Below are 16853 nucleotides of genomic sequence, written 5' to 3' on the forward strand. Positions count from 1 at the left end.
CCGGTGGCGCTACGCTTACCGGGCCTACAAGACCCATCGCAACCGCGGTGGGTTTTTTATTTTCATTCCTTCCACGCGTTCCGCTTTTTTTCTTCCCCTGTGCTGCGATAATTACTTCAAGGGCTTTGCAGAGGAAAATACTATGGATTACGAATTTCTGCGTGATATCACCGGGGTGGTGAAAGTGCGTATGTCGATGGGCCACGAGGTGGTCGGTCACTGGTTCAATGAGGAAGTGAAAGAGAACCTGAGCCTGCTCGATGAAGTGGAACAGGCTGCGCGCGCGATTAAAGGCAGTGAACGATCCTGGCAACGCACCGGGCATGAATACACGCTGTGGATGGACGGTGAAGAGGTGATGGTGCGCGCCAACCAGCTGGAGTTTTCCGGTGACGAGATGGAAGAGGGGATGAACTACTACGATGAAGAGAGCCTGTCGCTGTGCGGCGTGGAAGACTTTCTTCAGGTGGTGGCGGCCTACCGCGATTTCATGAAACAGAAGTAATATCCGGAGCCTCCCTGCTCCGGACGCATCTTATACGGCCGGAATGTTGCGGCCGTAGTAAATTTCGCGCATCTCTTTCCACAGCAGGTCGGTAATGACCTTGCGCTCGTCTTCGCTTAAATCTTCCGGCTTTGTGTGGAACATATAGTGCTTAAGGTCGAACTCCTTCAGCAGCATTTTGGTATGGAAGATATTTTCCTGATAGACGTTCACATCCACCATGTCATACAGCGATTTCATATCCTCAGACATGAAGTTCTGAATCGAGTTAATTTCATGATCGATAAAGTGCTTCATGCCGTTGATATCACGGGTAAAGCCGCGCACGCGGTAATCAATGGTTACGATGTCGGACTCAAGTTGATGAATTAAGTAATTCAGCGCGTTGAGGGGCGAAATCACACCGCAGGTCGACACTTCAATATCGGCACGGAAAGTACATAGCCCGCCTTCCGGGTGACTCTCCGGGTAAGTGTGCACGCAGATATGGCTCTTATCGAGATGGGCCACCACCGCTTCCGGCAGCGGGCCAGGGTGCTCGGTGTTATCGATAAGCGTGGGGTCAACCGGCTCTTCGCTAACCAGAATAGTGACGCTGGCACCCTGGGGCTCATAATCCTGACGGGCGATGTTCAGGATATTGGCGCCGATAATAGAGCAGGTTTCTGACAGGATCTCGGTCAGTCGGTTGGCGTTATAGAGTTCATCGATATAGGCGATATAACCATCGCGCTCTTCCGCCGTTTTCACATAGCAGATATCGTAAATACAAAAACTCAGGCTTTTGGTCAGGTTGTTAAAGCCATGCAGTTTCAGCTTTTTCAATTCATTCACCCCCTCAGAGCGTCTTGCAAATATTGCGGCAAAGCAAAGGCTGCGGTATGGACGGCCGGGTTGTAATAACGGCAGGTCAGATTGGCGTGCTGGAAGCGCGCCTGAATAATGCCGGTAGAGAGATGACGCAGGGCTTCATTATCCGTCGCCCAGGCAAAGGTCATCACGCCGCCGTAGTAGGTCGGGATCGCCGCCTGATAGAAGCTCACGTCGGTAAAGTAATGGCTCAGCTTACGGTGGCTGTCGAGGGCCTCATCCTGCTGCAGGAAGCAGACGCCGTTCTGGGCGACAAAGACGCCGCCGGGGTTCAGGCAGCGTTTGCAGCCCTCATAGAACGCAGAGGTAAACAGGCTCTCGCCCGGCCCAATCGGATCGGTGCAGTCGGAGATGATCACATCGAAGGTTTGCGTCGTCTGGTTAACAAAATTAACGCCGTCGTCGATCACAAGCGTGAAGCGCGGATCGTCGTAGCTTCCGGCATTGTGATTGGGCAGATACTGGCGGCAGAAGGAGACCACACCGGCGTCGATCTCTACCATGGTGATGCTTTCAATCGTTTTGTGGCGGGACACTTCACGCAGCATAGCGCCGTCGCCGCCGCCGATGATGAGCACATGTTTCGCATTGCCGTGGGCCAGCAGCGGTACATGGGTCATCATCTCGTGATAAATGAATTCATCACGCTCGGTAGTTTGCACCACACCATCGAGCGCCATCACCCGGCCAAAGGCCGCGTTTTCGAAAATGATCAGATCCTGATGATCGGTTTTCTCGTGATAGAGCACGTTATCAATGGCAAAGTACTGTCCAAACTGGTCATGCAGCGTTTCGTGCCACAATGTCTTTTCGGCCATGGGATGATACCTCCTTTGTTAACACCCGGTTAAAACGGGCGAAACATCATAGCTAACAATGACCGTGGTTGCACGGTCATCAATTCAGCAAAAGGGCATCGGGAGGGGAGTTACTTAACGTAGGCGAGCAGGCTCAGCGAGTCGCGAGCCAGGGCTTTACATTTTTTTGCCGTGGGAATGCCGATGCCGCTGAGATCGCGGTAGCTGTCTTCACCGAGGGTTTTCATATCGAAACTGTCGTAGTTGCTCAGATCCCACTGGTTCTGCTGAGCAAAGAAGACCAGCGCGCGACGAATCTGACCGTTAGGTAAATTCTGGTAGCCACAGTCATTTTTCAGAAATACAAACACCGCCGTTAAATCCGCCATGTCTTCGGCTTCATTTTCACTCAGCGCATAGCTGTTTGCGCAACTTATCATCAGGGTGCTGAACAGGATTGTTCGGAAAAACGTCTTCATTGCTTCTACCAATACGTCACGGAAATTCAACGTTAGCACACTTCCCGCCGGTGCGACGATCTTTATTATTTCCGCTTTTCTTGACCTTCCGGCAAGGGGAGGGTTTATGCTCATGGCATCGCCTGCTGCGAATAAGGAGATGAACATGCAACGCCGTGATTTTTTAAAATATTCTGCCGCACTGAGTGTCGCCAGTGCGTTACCGCTGTGGAGCCGAGCTGCTTTTGCCGCTGAGCATCCCGTTCTGCCAATCCCCAATTTACTCACCCCCGATGCGCGTAATCAGGTGAAGCTGGTGGTGCAGGCGGGCAAAACGACCTTCGGACCGCACAACGCCACCACCTGGGGCTACAACGGCAATCTGCTGGGCCCGGCCATTCAGCTACGCAAGGGAAAAGCGTTAACCGTTAATATTCACAACACCCTTAATGAAGAGACCACCGTCCACTGGCATGGTCTGGAAGTGCCGGGCGAGGTGGACGGGGGCCCGCACGGCATCATCAAACCCGGCGGCCAGAGAACGGTGACCTTTACCCCGGAGCAGCGTGCGGCGACCTGCTGGTTCCATCCTCATCAGCACGGAAAAACCGGGCATCAGGTGGCGATGGGGCTCGCCGGGCTGGTGCTGATTGAGGATGACGAAAGCCGCCTGCTGCGCCTGCCAAAGCAGTGGGGCATTGACGATGTGCCGGTGATCGTCCAGGACAAAAAGTTCGCCGCTGACGGGCAGATTGACTATCAGCTGGATGTGATGAGCGCCGCGGTGGGCTGGTTTGGCGATACGCTGCTGACCAACGGCGCGATCTACCCGCAGCACAATGCCCCGAAAGGCTGGCTACGCCTGCGCCTGCTCAACGGCTGTAATGCGCGCTCGCTTAACTTTGCCGCCAGCGATAAACGCCCGCTGTACGTGGTCGCCAGCGACGGAGGGCTACTGGCTGAGCCGGTGAAAGTGACCGAGCTGCCGATGCTGATGGGCGAGCGTTTTGAGGTGCTGGTGGATATCAGCGACGGTAAGGCGTTTGACCTGATGACCCTGCCGGTCAGCCAGATGGGAATGGCGGTGGCGCCGTTCGATAAGCCGCAGCCGGTGCTGCGCATTCAGCCGCTGCTGGTAACGGCTTCCGGCGAGTTGCCGGATACGTTGACCAGCATGCCAGCTCTGCCGTCGCTGGAGGGGCTGACCCAGCGGAAACTGCAGCTGTCGATGGATCCGATGCTCGACATGATGGGCATGCAGGCCTTAATGAAGAAGTACGGCCATCAGGCCATGGCGGGGATGGATCACGGCCAGATGGATCATGGCAACATGGGCGGGATGGATCACAGCATGCATGGGTTCGACTTCCGTAACGGCAACCGGATTAACGGCAAAGCCTTCGATATGCACACGCCGCAGTTCGCGGCCGCGAAAGGGCGGTATGAGCGTTGGACGATCTCGGGGGAAGGGGACATGATGCTGCATCCGTTCCATATTCACGGCACCCAGTTCCGCATCCTGACGGAAAACGGTAAAGCGCCTGCGGTGCATCGCGCGGGCTGGAAGGATACGGTGCGCGTTGAGGGCGGGGTGAGCGAGGTATTAGTGAAGTTCGATCATGACGCGCCGAAAGAGTATGCCTATATGGCGCACTGCCATCTGTTAGAGCATGAAGATACGGGGATGATGCTCGGATTCACGGTATAAAAAAGCCGGGTGGCGGCTACGCCTTACCCGGCCTACAGTTCTAAAAACGGCAACTTTCGTTGCCGTTTTGCTTTTACTTCTCGTCAGGCAACGCATAGGCAACAATATAGTCGCCCATCTTCGTCCCAAACGAACCGTGACCACCTGCGGAGATCACCACAAACTGCTTACCATTGGCCTCATAGGTCATTGGCGTGGCTTGTCCACCAGCTGGCAGACGACCCTGCCACAGTTTCTCACCGTTGCTCATGTTGTACGCGCGCAGGTAGTTATCGGCAGTTGCACCAATAAACAGCACGTTACCGGCGGTGGAGATTGGGCCACCCAGCATCGGCATACCCATATTGAACGGCACCGGGATCGGCATCGGGAACGGCATGCTGTCCTGTGGCGTACCAATACGTTTTTTCCATACGACCTGATTGGTTTTCAGATCCAGCGCGGAGATATAACCCCAGGCAGGCTGTTTACACGGCAGGCCAAACGGAGAGAGGAACGGGTTCAGCGTCACGCCGTACGGCACGCCGTACTGCGGCTGAATACCGGATTCGGTACCGGTACCCTGCGCGTCTTTCGGCTGCTCCATTGGGTTGCCCGGACCGCGTGGGATCAGCTTCGAGACAAACGGCAGCGCCATCGGGTTGGCAATCGCCACCTGACGGTTCGGATCCACGGAGATACCGCCCCATTCGAACATCCCCAGGTTACCCGGGAAGACCAGTGTGCCCTGCTCGGACGGTGGTGTGAAGATGCCTTCATAGCGCATCTGGTGGAACATCACGCGACACACCAGCTGGTCAAACATCGTGGCGCCCCACATGTCTGCCCCACTGAGGTCTTTCTTCGGACGGAAGCTCAGATCCGAGAACGGCTGGGTTTTGGTGACGTAGTCGCCTTTCGCTGCGCCCTGCGGAACCGGTTTTTCCGGCGCCGGCACGACCAATTGGCCGTTACGACGATCCAGCACGAAGATATTGCCGGTTTTCGCCGGGGCGTAGATCACCGGTACGGTCTGGCCGTTAACGTTGATGTCCGCCAGCGTCGGCTGGGACGGCATATCCATATCCCACAGATCGTGATGAACGGTCTGATAGCTCCAAGCCAGTTTACCGGTGGTTGCGTTCAGCGCCAGGACAGAGCTGGCATAACGTTCCTGTTCCGGCGTACGGTTACCACCCCAGATATCCGGTGTGGTCACGCCCATCGGCAGGTAGACCAGGTCCAGCTTCGCGTCATAGGCCGCTGGTGCCCAGGAGTTCGGCGAGTTGAAGGTAAAGGTGTGTTCATCCGACGGGATAGCGTTTGGATCTTTCGCACCCGGATCAAAGGCCCACAGCAGTTTACCGGTGTTGACGTCAAAACCGCGGATAACGCCGGAGGTTTCGCGCACGGAGAAGTTATCCGTTACTGAACCGGCAATCACGATGGTTCTGTCAGTGATGATTGGCGGCGAGGTTGGCTCATACAGACCCGGAGTTTGATCCGGCATGTTGGTCTGCAGATTCAGCACGCCTTTGTTGGCAAAGGTTTCGCACAGCTTGCCGGTTTCGGCGTTAATGGCAAACAGACGACCGTCGTTGACCGGCAGCATAATGCGGCGCGGACAGTCGGCGATCACTTCCGGACTGGCGTTATCAGCGCGTGCTTCGTGGTAAGAGACACCACGGCAGGTCACGTGCTGGAACGAGTTATTGGTCTTCAGCTGCGGATCGAAGTGCCATTTCTCTTTACCGGTGGCGGCATCCAGCGCGAACAGACGCTGGTGAGCAGTACAGAGGTAAAGCATGTTGCCCACTTTAATCGGCGTCACTTCGTTGGTCAGTTCGCCCGGATCGTTGGGTTGCTTCAGGTCGCCGGTACGGAATACCCAGGCCTCTTTCAGATTGTGCACGTTATCGGCATTGATCTGCTTCAGCGGGGAGTAGCGTTGGCCTTCCTGATTACGACCATAGGCAGGCCAGTCGGCATCTGCCACTTCGGAAATCGGTGCGGCAGGGGTGGCGTCGGCATTCAGCGTGCCTTTCACCTCCTGCGGATCGTTAAAGCCAGCCCAGGTCAGGATCCCGCCGCTGATCAGCAGCGCCACGACCAGCGCGGTAACGGCACCGCCGGAGCGTACGAACAGTCGACGCCAGACGAAGGGCAGGATCAGCCAGATACCGAAGAAGACCAGGATATCGCTGCGCGGGGTCAGAGCCCAGAAGTCAAAACCGACCTCCCAGACGCCCCAGATCATCGTGGCAAGCAGTAAGGCGGCATAAAGCCACAGTGCTGATTGTTTACTGCGCCATAACATCAGGGCGACACCTAACATGACTACGCCAGCAATGGGGTAGTACCAGGAACCACCAATGGCTACCAGCCAGACTCCACCTATTAACAGGTAGAGCCCGCACAGGGCTGCGAACAGCGCTGTTAGCTTCACGAGTAACCGTGAATGTTGAACTTTTGTTTCCGCCATAAAAAGTACTCTTTAAGTTTGTTAATTTTTTGATAGCAATTAAGTATAGGACTTAACAAGTGTGATCGGAATCACAAATCTGGCTTTTATGAACAGATGCGCCAGGAGGATCTATTTGCTGGTATACTTCAGGGCTTATGTAGCGATGCCGGATGTGAAGCCATCGGCATTGAGAAATTCGTTATAAAAACATACGGTTAGTAAAATGAAACATACTGTTGAAGTGATGATCCCGGAAGCGGAGATCAAAGCGCGTATCGCCGAACTCGGTCGTCAGATCACCGAACACTATAAAGACAGCGGCAGCGAGATGGTGCTGGTGGGTCTGTTACGCGGTTCCTTCATGTTTATGGCCGATCTCTGCCGCGAAGTGCAGGTCTCCCATGAAGTCGATTTTATGACCGCCTCCAGCTATGGCAGCGGTATGTCGACCACTCGTGATGTGAAAATTCTCAAAGACCTGGATGAAGACATTCGCGGCAAAGATGTTCTGATTGTTGAAGACATCATCGACTCCGGTAACACCCTGTCGAAGGTGCGCGAAATTCTCAGCCTGCGTGGACCAAAATCGCTGGCGATCTGTACCCTGCTGGACAAACCGACCCGCCGTGAAGTTCAGGTTCCCGTGGAGTATGTCGGTTTCTCAATTCCGGACGAATTCGTGGTGGGCTACGGCATTGACTATGCTCAGCGCTATCGTCATCTGCCGTATGTCGGCAAAGTGGTGCTGCTGGACGAGTAAATTAAGGTGGGTATTGCCCGGTGGCGCTACGCTTACCGGGCCTATGGACCGCGCTTTTGTAGGCCGGGTAAGGCGACGCCGCCACCCGGCTTTTTTACAGGCTTATTTGTGATTTTCGTGCTTCTGGGTCAGGTTTGAGACGCCCCGACGGTAGCGCTGCTCCAGGGTTTCCCGGTTGGTGGCGGTCACTTCCAGATCGCGCAGCAGGCCGTCGTGAATGCCATACGCCCAGCCGTGGATCGTCACTTTCTGCCCGCGTTTCCAGGCCGACTGCATAATGGTGGAGTGACCGAGGTTGTACACCTGCTCCATCACGTTCAGTTCACAGAGGGTATCCAGGCGACGCTCCTGCGGCATTTGCCCCAGCAGTGAGCTATGTTTGAACCAGATATCACGAATGTGCAGCAGCCAGTTGTCGATCAGACCCAGTTCCGTGTTCTCGACCGCCGCCTGAACGCCGCCGCAGCCGTAGTGACCGCAAATAATGATGTGTTCCACATCCAGCACGTCGACCGCATACTGCACTACGGACAGGCAGTTCAGGTCGGTGTGGATCACCAGGTTCGCGACGTTACGGTGAACAAAGAGTTCGCCCGGTTCGAGGCCAGTCAGACGTTCAGCGGGAACGCGGCTGTCGGAGCATCCAATCCAGAGAAAGCGTGGTTTCTGCGCCTGAGACAGTTTCTCAAAAAATCCGGAATCTTCCTCCAGCAGCATCTTTGACCATAGTGCGTTATTGCTGATGAGTGTATCTATGTCATTCATGGAGATAAACGGCCTGTAACCGGGTTAATGCGTTGCGCTAATATAGGGCAACTCGATTTTTTTTAAAACAACACTTCGCGTGTCAGCACTATAGGTAACTCTATTTCATGACCATTGCACTGGAGCTCGAGCAGCTTAAAAAAACCTATCCGGGTGGTGTCCAGGCACTGCGCGGCATAGATCTTAAAGTCGAAGCCGGTGATTTTTATGCGCTTCTGGGGCCCAACGGGGCAGGTAAGTCCACCACCATCGGGATTATCAGCTCGCTGGTGAATAAATCCTCCGGCCATGTAAAAGTCTTCGGCTACGACCTGGAAAAGGACGTGGTGAACGCCAAACGCCAGCTGGGGCTGGTGCCGCAGGAGTTTAACTTCAACCCGTTTGAGACCGTGCAGCAGATTGTGGTCAACCAGGCGGGCTACTACGGCGTGGAGCGTAAAGAGGCGGTTGAGCGCAGCGAAAAATATCTCAAGCAGCTCGATCTGTGGGAAAAACGCAACGAACGTGCGCGGATGTTGTCCGGCGGTATGAAGCGCCGCCTGATGATCGCCCGGGCGTTAATGCACGAACCAAAACTGCTGATTCTGGATGAACCGACCGCCGGGGTGGATATCGAACTTCGCCGCTCGATGTGGGGCTTTTTGAAGGATTTAAACGACAAAGGCACCACCATTATCCTGACCACTCACTATCTGGAAGAGGCGGAGATGCTGTGCCGTAATATCGGCATCATTCAGCACGGCGAGCTGGTGGAGAACACCTCGATGAAGAGCCTGCTCTCCAAGCTGAAATCCGAAACCTTCATCCTCGATCTGGCGGCGAAAAGCGCGCTGCCGAAGCTGGAAGGTTATCAGTACCGTCTGGTGGATACCTCAACGCTGGAAGTGGAAGTCCTGCGCGAGCAGGGGATCAACAGCGTCTTCAGCCAGCTGAGCCAGCAGGGGATTCAGGTATTAAGTATGCGTAATAAAGCAAACCGACTGGAAGAGCTGTTCGTCTCCCTGGTCCATGAGAAACAAGGAGATCGCGCATGATGCAGCTTTACTGGGTGGCGCTGAAAAGTATCTGGGCCAAAGAGATCAACCGCTTCATGCGCATCTGGATCCAGACCCTGGTGCCGCCGGTGATCACCATGACCCTCTACTTTATTATCTTCGGCAACCTGATTGGCTCGCGGATCGGTGAGATGCACGGCTTCACCTATATGCAGTTTATCGTGCCTGGCCTGATTATGATGGCGGTGATCACCAACGCCTATGCCAACGTGGCGTCGTCGTTCTTCAGCGCCAAGTTCCAGCGCAACATTGAAGAGCTGCTGGTGGCCCCGGTGCCCACCCACGTTATCATTGCTGGCTACGTCGGCGGTGGCGTGGCGCGCGGCCTGTGCGTCGGCGTGCTGGTAACGGCCATTTCTCTGTTCTTCGTGCCGTTCCAGGTGCACTCCTGGCTGTTTGTCGGCCTGACGCTGCTGCTGACGGCGGTCCTGTTCTCGCTGGCCGGTCTGCTGAATGCGGTATTCGCCAAAACCTTTGACGATATCAGCCTGATCCCGACCTTCGTTCTGACGCCGCTGACCTACCTCGGCGGGGTGTTCTACTCCCTGACGCTGCTGCCGCCGTTCTGGCAGGGGCTGTCACACCTGAACCCGATCGTCTATATGATCAGCGGCTTCCGCTTTGGCTTCCTCGGCATTTCCGACGTGCCGCTGGCAACCACCGTCGGCGTGCTGGTGATCTTCATCGTTGCCTTCTACCTGCTGTGCTGGAACCTCATCCAGCGCGGACGCGGACTGCGCAGCTGATCCTCAGGCCCGGCGGCGTCCTGCTGCCGGGCCGGTTTATTGACCACCATCACCCCCTCATTCCCCTGTCCCCGCTAGACTACCCCTTTCTGAGGAGAGGTGACGATGCTGGGTTGGGTGATCACGTGCCATGATGAACATGCGCAGGAGATGGCGGAGAAGCTCGCCGTCCGGTTTGGGCCGCTGGTGCAGTGCCAGGTGGTTAATTTCTGGCGCGGATTAAGCGTCAATATGCTCAGCCGCATGCTGTGCGATGCCCAGCATCATGTCGACAGCGGAGACGGGGTAATCTTTCTGACCGACATCTCCGGCGCGGCGCCCTATCGTGCAGCAGCACTGCTCAGCCACAAGCACGACAACTGCGAGGTGATCTCCGGCATCAGCTATCCATTGCTGGAGATGATGTATCCTCTGCGGGAGATGACCGACAGCATCGGCTTTCGCGACACCATCGTTGCCCGTGGCGCACCGGAGGTCAGCAGCCTGTGGCATCAGCAGCAGAAAAACCCGCCCTTTGTCCTGCTCCATAGCCCGGAGAAATATTAAGCATTGGTATTGCTGGCGCTTTTGTTACAATGACGTCCGTTTTTCGTACTGAATAAATCCCTATGCTCTCGCGTATTTTTTTCCTGCTTCTGCTGCTGGTCTCCGGCGGCGTGTCTGCCAGTCTGCTCAGCCAGCAAGGGCTCCCGCCTCGCTATATGCAAACCACCGAAGATGCCGCCATCTGGGCGCAGGTGGGTAACAAAGTCGTCACCGTCGGCAACGTGCGCGCCGGGCAGATTATTGCAGTGGTGCCCACTGCGGCGGATTACTATGAGTTTCGCTTTGGCTTTGGCACCGGCTTTATCGACAAAGAGCATCTGGGCGAGGTGCAGGGGAAGCAGCGCGTGGAGGACAGCCTCGGCGATCTGAACAAGCCGCTCAGCAACCAGAACCTGATCACCTGGAAGGATACGCCGGTCTACAATGCCCCCAATGCCGGCAGCGCCCCGTTCGGCACCCTGACAGACAATCTGCGCTACCCGATCCTCAGCAAGCTAAAGGATCGACTTAATCAGACCTGGTACCAGATCCGCATCGCCAACCGCCTGGCCTGGGTCAGTAGCCTGGATGCGCAGGAGGATAATGGCCTGCCGGTGCTGACCTATCACCATATCCTGCGGGACGAAGAGAACACCCGCTATCGCCATACCTCCACCACCACCAGCGTGCGCGCCTTCAATAACCAGATGGCCTGGCTACGCGATCAGGGTTATACCACGCTGACGATGTACCAGCTGGAAGGCTATGTACGCAACAAGATGAATCTGCCGGCGCGCGCGGTGGTCATCACCTTTGACGACGGCCTGAAGTCAGTCAGCCGCTACGCCTGGCCGATCCTGAAGCAGTACGGTTTTCACGCCACGGCGTTCATTATCTCCTCGCGGATCAAAGCCCACCCGCTGAAATGGGATCCGAAGACGCTGCAGTTTATGAGCATCTCCGAGCTGCGTGAGATCCAGGATGTCTTTGACGTGCAGTCGCACACCCATTTCCTGCATCGGGTGGATAACAACCGCCATCCAATCCTGCTGAGCCGCAGCTATCACAACGTATTGATGGATTTTAAACACTCCCGCCGCGCGCTGGCGCAGTTTAATCCGCACGTGTTGTATCTCTCTTATCCGTTCGGCGGCTATAACGACATCGCGGTAAAAGCGGCCAACGACGCCGGTTTTCACCTGGCAGTGACCACGGTGCAGGGCAAAGTAAAGCCGGGGGATAATCCGTTTCTGTTAAAACGGCTCTACGTCCTGCGCACCGATTCGCTGGAGAAGATGTCGCGGCTGATCAGCAACCAGCCGCGGGGTTAGGGCTACTCATAATCGAGTGTAAAGGTGGCGGCGGCGTTAAAGTCGCCCGCTTTGAGCGTCTGACCATCCTTTTTCAGCTGCGCCGAAAAGTTGAGGTTCTCCTGGGCTGACCAGTCATTGCTGCGATCGTAGACAGCGCTGTTTGAACCGTCCGGCATCATACTGAGGTTTTTATCGGTATTGGTCACCTTTACCCCCATCCCGCTGGCGCTGCCGCTGCTTTTTCCCAGCAGTTCATTGTCGGCAGAGAGATACGCGGTAGTCATCTTCACCGACAGCTTCGCGGTATAGCAGTTCTCGAGCGTCAGTGAGAACGGAATTTCTCGCGTCATCTCCTGCTTCACGTCGCTTAAAAAATAGTCCCCGAGCGCCACGTTGTTATTGCTGACGTTGCTGCCCTGCGCCACGCCTAGCGCACAACTACTGGCAGGAACGGTGAAATTCAGGGTGCTGGATGAGGCCACAAAGGTGATGACCGGCTGGGTGGTTCCCCCAATCTGAAAACGTGCCAGCGTGCCGTTCAGGGAAAATCCGTTCGGTACGCCCTTTTGCGGCCGGAAATCAGGCGTTACCCACATCGTCATCTTCAGCCGCCACTGGGCATCGGCGCTTTCCCACGGGTACCCGCTGCTGATGGAGGGGAAAACATCTTCCGAACCGTTGCCGCCTTTCAGAAACAGCGACAGGTCGGGATGATCGCCGCTGTTGCCACAGCCGTCGGCGGTATAGCAGGTCAGCTCGAGGGTAAAATCGATCCCCGGAATGGTCGTCTTGATCAGGGCATAGCCTTCAGGCGTGGTGTAGCGGGTGTCCAGGCTGGCGCCGGCGTCGGTAATGAAATGCACCGCGTTATCCCAGGGCTCAAGCGTTTTACACCCCAGCGGATTACCCCCCCTGAAGGGGATAACAAAGGTGTAGGTGGCGTTCAGGCGGGTTGGTGTAGTGACTTTGCCCGGATCCAGCACCATAAGCGGTGAGTTGCCCACTGCGTAAGCCCCCGCCGCGTCTTCATTGATGTAGCAACTCATGTCAGCCAGCGCCGGACGGGTCAACAGCAGGACGAACAACCCGGCGAGTAAAATAAGCAAGGCTCTCACACCGATCTCTCTTTTTCTTACGGCAGGGCGCAGGGCAGATTTGCCCTGCGCACAGATTTACTGGTATTCCACCAGGAAGGTGATCAGCGATGAGGCATCGCCGGGCGTCACATCGTCGATGGTTTTGTCATCGGCAATCACGATACGGGCGTTCATCGCCAGACTGGCGCCGCCGTCGGCGATCACCACCTTTTGTAACGTTCGGGTTTTACAGCTCAGACGAACGCCGTTATCCACGTCGCCATTCCAGAGCTCGAATGCCGTGGCATGGGTTGCGCCAAAGTTATCGCTGGTGGAGGTCGAGCAGTCGCCGCCAGCACCTGCCATCGCCGTGACCTGTGCGGTACGCACTCCCGAACAATTGCTCAGAACGACGTTGAAGGCTTCAGTACGGCTCTTGTTAATTAGATCGGATTTAAATACGTCGTTAAATTTAATCTCCGTTGCCTCTGCACCCGCGGCATCCGTCACGTTTGCCGTACAGGTTCCCGGTACAACGGTGGAGACAAAGGTGGCGCTCAGGGAGCTGGTGCCGGTGATGGCCGCGTTGGAAAACGCGGAAAATAACCCACCAGCGAGGGCCAACGCGAGAATTGCAGTGTTGTGTTTCATCCTTGTTTCCTTACTCTGCAGGGTTATTCATAGGTAAAATTAAAGGTCGCCTGCGTCGAGAACTGTCCGGTCATGGCGCCGTCAGTTTTGGTTTCGATCAGCGTAGCCAGCAGGTCAACTTCCTTGCTGTTGATTTCACTGCTTGTCCAGACCAGGCGTTTACTGTCATCGGTAGCGTTAATTTCAAACGGCGCTTCAGGGGCGTCGGCGCGGGAAATGGTGAGGGCTACGTTACTCGCTCCGCCGCTCTTCACCGGAACGCTGTTGTCCAGCGCGGTTTTGACGTCCGATACCACCGTGCCGCTGACCACGGTTTTCAGCGCGGTCAGGCTGGACGGGCATTCTGTGATCACCAGCCTGAAGGGAAATTTCACCGCCCCGTTGGCAATATCGTCGACCCGGGCTTTGCCGTCGGTACCCAGCGTGATGGTATTGCTGGTGCCATCTCCGGTACCGCCATCAATTTTGATATCGCAGGTGGTTTCGCGAATATTCGCGCTAAAAGTGACATCCAGGTTATCCGCCGCCTGAGCGTAGCTGCTGCAGATAAGGAGCAGGGCGGCAGAGCACATCGCCTGCCGGGGGAGTTTGTTTAAAAAGATAGTCATGATGTTTGTTCCATCTATAGGTGACATATCTGGTTGTTCAAAATCGTGGTCAGTCCCACCTTCTGAGCGCCAGAATCCATTCGATAACGCACGGTACAGGTGCTTTCTTTGCCTGCGCCCCATACCACGCGCAGCGTTCCACTCTTTTCGATACCTCTGACATAGGCCTGGCCAGCTTGTCCGACTGTGCCAATTTCTTCTCCTTTTTGATTAAAAACCTCAGCCCCGAGGGGAATAAACCCCTGGTCATCACGCTGTAACTCCAGCACCGCCGAACGTCCCTGATTGGTGGCAAAATCAACCATCACGACGGCGCCGCTGCGCGGAATTGCCACCGTGCTGTTGTTTTTCACTTCAACGTCAGCCGTCAGCATGCTGGTGTCGAGAGTGATGCGGTTCTCTTTGTACGCCGAGAGATACGGCAGCACGGCATAGCCAGACGTTCCAATCTCAGCGTTGCCGTTGGTCAACCTCGCGCCCGTCGCGCCACTGGCTTTCACCAGCGCCAGCGCGTCGGCCTCTCCCGGGCTGCCCGGCGTTAAGGTCAGGCCCCCGGCGTGGAGCAGCATGCCGCCGCTGTAGGTGGCGGAGTACTGCTGGCTGCGATCGCTGCTGGTCGATGCGGAGATGCCAAGCGGGCCCCAGGCGCTGTTGTAGCTGCCGTAGGTACTGATCTGGCTCAGGTTGCTGTCCGGGCTCTGGTTAGCAGTGGTGGTGACGCTATAGCTCAGACGGTTGTCAGCAGAGCTGCCGTTGGCGGTCATATTGAGTCCATTGCTGCCTTTGAAGTCGGAATTCATCCCGATATTCAGGCTGGAAAAGCCCCCCGGGCGATGATGACTGCCCGGCAGCGAATCAAACGGCAGGCTGACGCTCAGATAGAGGCTGTCGTCCTGTCTGCCGGTGTCGTCATAGGTGCGCTGCAGCGAAACGGTGTAACTGCCGTAGCGAAACGTATTGCTGTAGCCCATCGAATAGCTGGAGGTCGTGCCGCTGGCGTTCCAGTAGCTTTGCCAGCTGCCGTTGACGTACAGCGAACCGAGATCGGTGGTCCGGGTTTTCAGGGGTTGGTTAATGTTGACCTGGAGCTGGTTCTTCATGCGTTGCAGGGCGTGGATGTCTTCGCGCTCGTCCCGATAGGTCATTCGTTCATGCAGTTCGGCGGCATCGTACAGGCTCAGATATTTTTCACTGGCATACCGGCTGGCGGAGAGGTTAAGGGAGGTCTGGGTTTCACTTACCGTTTTGTTATACGACAGACGATACCGTTGCCCCTCCATGGCGGGCAGGTCAGCGATCTGCGCCCGGGACCGGGTGATATCCAGAGCATACGCCCCCATGCGGGTATTCATTGCCAGCCCGGCGAGGAGGGCATAAAAGCCTACATCCAGATACTGCGCCCCGGTGTAACCGGTGAAAGTATTGTTGAGCCCGTAATAGATATCGCCATAGGCCAGCTGCGGCTTGTCATGCAGGGTATCGTCCTTCAACTGCCCTGCGCCGGTATCCCAGCGGGCAAATCCCGGGCGCAACATCTGCGCCACCGACGAATAGGGCACCGAAAAGGCGTGCTGGCTGCCGTCCGCCTCGGTGATGGTGACGTTCAGATCGTTACCGTACCCGGTGGTGTTGAGATCGTTAATCTCGAAGGCACCGGGCGGTACCGTGGTCTGGTAGATGGTATTCCCGCTTTGCGTTACCGTGACTTTGGCGTTGCTGTTGGCTACGCCGCGGATCGTCGGGGCATAGCTGGATAAGCCGTTGGGCAGCATCCGGTCATCGTTGTAGAGACGCACCCCACGCAGGGAGACGGAATCAAAAGCATCGCCCCGGGTATAAGAGTCCCCCACCAGCATCTGGGCTTTCAGGGGGATGATATCCCGCTGCAGGTAGATATCCTGCTGGGCATAGCGCGAGCCGGTTTCCCTGTCCCAGTTGGCATTGCCGCGGGAACGGAACCGCCATGCGCCGAGGTTAAAGCCGTAGCGGAGCCCCGCGTAGGCCGTATCCTGCGTTGACTGTGGATTCTGGCTGTGCCAGGCGTTGAGATCGTATGCCAGCAGGCCGACGGGAATACCTGCATCCCAGCGCGAAGCGTCAACGTAGCCCGGCGGGCGCCTGACCAGGTCGACCTGCGCAATCGTAAGATCAAGGGACTGGGTCGCCGTATCGAACGCCACCGAGGAGCTGGGATACGCTTTCGCCATATCCACACACCTGCCATCGTCTGTCAGCTGCGCGGTCTGTAGATCCAGCTGTTTCAGCAGCGGCAAGGTCAGGCAGGGGCTGGCCTGCGGGGTGCCGTTATCGTTAAACACCACGGCGGTGGTCATTTTCGCCACGCCGTTGACGCGGATTGCGGTGCGATACTCTCCGGGCATCACCGGGTTGCCCCGGGAATAGCGGCTTACGTCGATTTTGCTGCCGGTATTAAACAGAAACTGCTCGTTAAATTCGACATCATCCCGGGCCTGCGCGCTGACGGAGATCGCCGCACAAATCGATAAGCAGATAAAGGAGAAACGCCTGTTCATATCAAGGATGTCCGTATCCTGAGGTGCGGATAAGCAGGA

The 16853-nt window shown here is 56.3% G+C and carries 16 protein-coding genes; 7 read left to right on the forward strand and 9 right to left on the reverse strand.

Annotated features, from left to right (window positions below):
• The first annotated feature begins 142 nt into the window (after positions 1–142).
• On the forward strand, positions 143–505 hold the full coding sequence (yacL, locus tag ACP4QI_RS03645) for a protein YacL (protein WP_142488261.1): 363 nt from the start codon (positions 143–145) through the stop codon (positions 503–505).
• Between the two features lie 30 nt (positions 506–535).
• On the opposite strand, the gene speD is transcribed toward yacL, so the two are convergent.
• The 3 genes from speD to ACP4QI_RS03660 all read right to left on the reverse strand — a co-directional run bounded on the left by speD (position 536) and on the right by ACP4QI_RS03660 (position 2651).
• Positions 536–1330 (reverse strand): adenosylmethionine decarboxylase, encoded by a 795-nt coding sequence (gene speD, locus ACP4QI_RS03650; RefSeq protein WP_426495559.1) that lies wholly within the window; start codon positions 1328–1330, stop codon positions 536–538.
• A gap of 5 nt (positions 1331–1335) precedes the next feature.
• Positions 1336–2193, reverse strand: a complete 858-nt coding sequence (speE, locus tag ACP4QI_RS03655; protein WP_231313061.1) for a polyamine aminopropyltransferase — start codon at positions 2191–2193, stop codon at positions 1336–1338.
• A gap of 110 nt (positions 2194–2303) precedes the next feature.
• Entirely contained in the window at positions 2304–2651 is a 348-nt protein-coding gene (locus ACP4QI_RS03660) for a YacC family pilotin-like protein (RefSeq protein WP_103178301.1), read from the reverse strand.
• Positions 2652–2796: 145 nt separating this feature from the next.
• On the opposite strand from ACP4QI_RS03660, the gene cueO reads away from it, so the two are divergent.
• Positions 2797–4338 (forward strand): multicopper oxidase CueO, encoded by a 1542-nt coding sequence (gene cueO / locus ACP4QI_RS03665; RefSeq protein ID WP_285111148.1) that lies wholly within the window; start codon positions 2797–2799, stop codon positions 4336–4338.
• Between the two features lie 73 nt (positions 4339–4411).
• On the opposite strand, the gene ACP4QI_RS03670 is transcribed toward cueO, so the two are convergent.
• A complete protein-coding gene (locus ACP4QI_RS03670) occupies positions 4412–6799 on the reverse strand; it encodes a glucose/quinate/shikimate family membrane-bound PQQ-dependent dehydrogenase (protein ID WP_142488265.1) in 2388 nt (795 codons plus the stop codon).
• A gap of 205 nt (positions 6800–7004) precedes the next feature.
• Between ACP4QI_RS03670 and hpt the strand changes: the two genes are divergently transcribed.
• Positions 7005–7541 carry a hypoxanthine phosphoribosyltransferase gene (hpt, locus tag ACP4QI_RS03675; RefSeq protein ID WP_142488266.1) on the forward strand — a complete coding sequence of 179 codons (537 nt, stop codon included), beginning with the start codon at positions 7005–7007 and terminating at the stop codon, positions 7539–7541.
• Between the two features lie 102 nt (positions 7542–7643).
• On the opposite strand, the gene can is transcribed toward hpt, so the two are convergent.
• Positions 7644–8306 (reverse strand): carbonate dehydratase, encoded by a 663-nt coding sequence (can, locus tag ACP4QI_RS03680; RefSeq protein WP_285127343.1) that lies wholly within the window; start codon positions 8304–8306, stop codon positions 7644–7646.
• 107 nt (positions 8307–8413) lie between these two features.
• On the opposite strand from can, the gene ACP4QI_RS03685 reads away from it, so the two are divergent.
• From ACP4QI_RS03685 to ACP4QI_RS03700, 4 genes are all read left to right on the forward strand, one after another.
• Positions 8414–9340 carry an ABC transporter ATP-binding protein gene (locus tag ACP4QI_RS03685; protein ID WP_106994272.1) on the forward strand — a complete coding sequence of 309 codons (927 nt, stop codon included), beginning with the start codon at positions 8414–8416 and terminating at the stop codon, positions 9338–9340.
• A complete protein-coding gene (locus tag ACP4QI_RS03690; RefSeq protein ID WP_032616576.1) occupies positions 9337–10107 on the forward strand; it encodes an ABC transporter permease in 771 nt (256 codons plus the stop codon). Before ACP4QI_RS03685 ends, ACP4QI_RS03690 begins: the two co-directional genes overlap by 4 nt.
• Before the next feature lie 105 nt (positions 10108–10212).
• A complete protein-coding gene (locus ACP4QI_RS03695; RefSeq protein WP_426495560.1) occupies positions 10213–10653 on the forward strand; it encodes a PTS sugar transporter subunit IIA in 441 nt (146 codons plus the stop codon).
• 62 nt (positions 10654–10715) lie between these two features.
• Positions 10716–11963, forward strand: a complete 1248-nt coding sequence (locus ACP4QI_RS03700) for a polysaccharide deacetylase family protein (protein WP_426495561.1) — start codon at positions 10716–10718, stop codon at positions 11961–11963.
• A 2-nt stretch (positions 11964–11965) separates the two neighbouring features.
• On the opposite strand, the gene ACP4QI_RS03705 is transcribed toward ACP4QI_RS03700, so the two are convergent.
• The 4 genes from ACP4QI_RS03705 to ACP4QI_RS03720 all read right to left on the reverse strand — a co-directional run bounded on the left by ACP4QI_RS03705 (position 11966) and on the right by ACP4QI_RS03720 (position 16814).
• The gene (locus ACP4QI_RS03705; protein WP_426495562.1) at positions 11966–13051 is read right to left on the reverse strand and encodes a fimbrial protein; all 1086 of its coding nucleotides are present in this window, start codon (positions 13049–13051) and stop codon (positions 11966–11968) included.
• 66 nt (positions 13052–13117) lie between these two features.
• On the reverse strand, positions 13118–13672 hold the full coding sequence (locus ACP4QI_RS03710) for a fimbrial protein (protein ID WP_426495563.1): 555 nt from the start codon (positions 13670–13672) through the stop codon (positions 13118–13120).
• A 23-nt stretch (positions 13673–13695) separates the two neighbouring features.
• On the reverse strand, positions 13696–14280 hold the full coding sequence (locus ACP4QI_RS03715; protein WP_426495564.1) for a fimbrial protein: 585 nt from the start codon (positions 14278–14280) through the stop codon (positions 13696–13698).
• Between the two features lie 14 nt (positions 14281–14294).
• The gene (locus tag ACP4QI_RS03720; RefSeq protein ID WP_426495565.1) at positions 14295–16814 is read right to left on the reverse strand and encodes an outer membrane usher protein; all 2520 of its coding nucleotides are present in this window, start codon (positions 16812–16814) and stop codon (positions 14295–14297) included.
• Positions 16815–16853: the final 39 nt, after the last annotated feature.

Source organism: Leclercia sp. TB492, assembly GCF_049974505.2.
GTDB classification, from domain to species: Bacteria; Pseudomonadota; Gammaproteobacteria; order Enterobacterales; family Enterobacteriaceae; genus Enterobacter; species Enterobacter adecarboxylatus_C.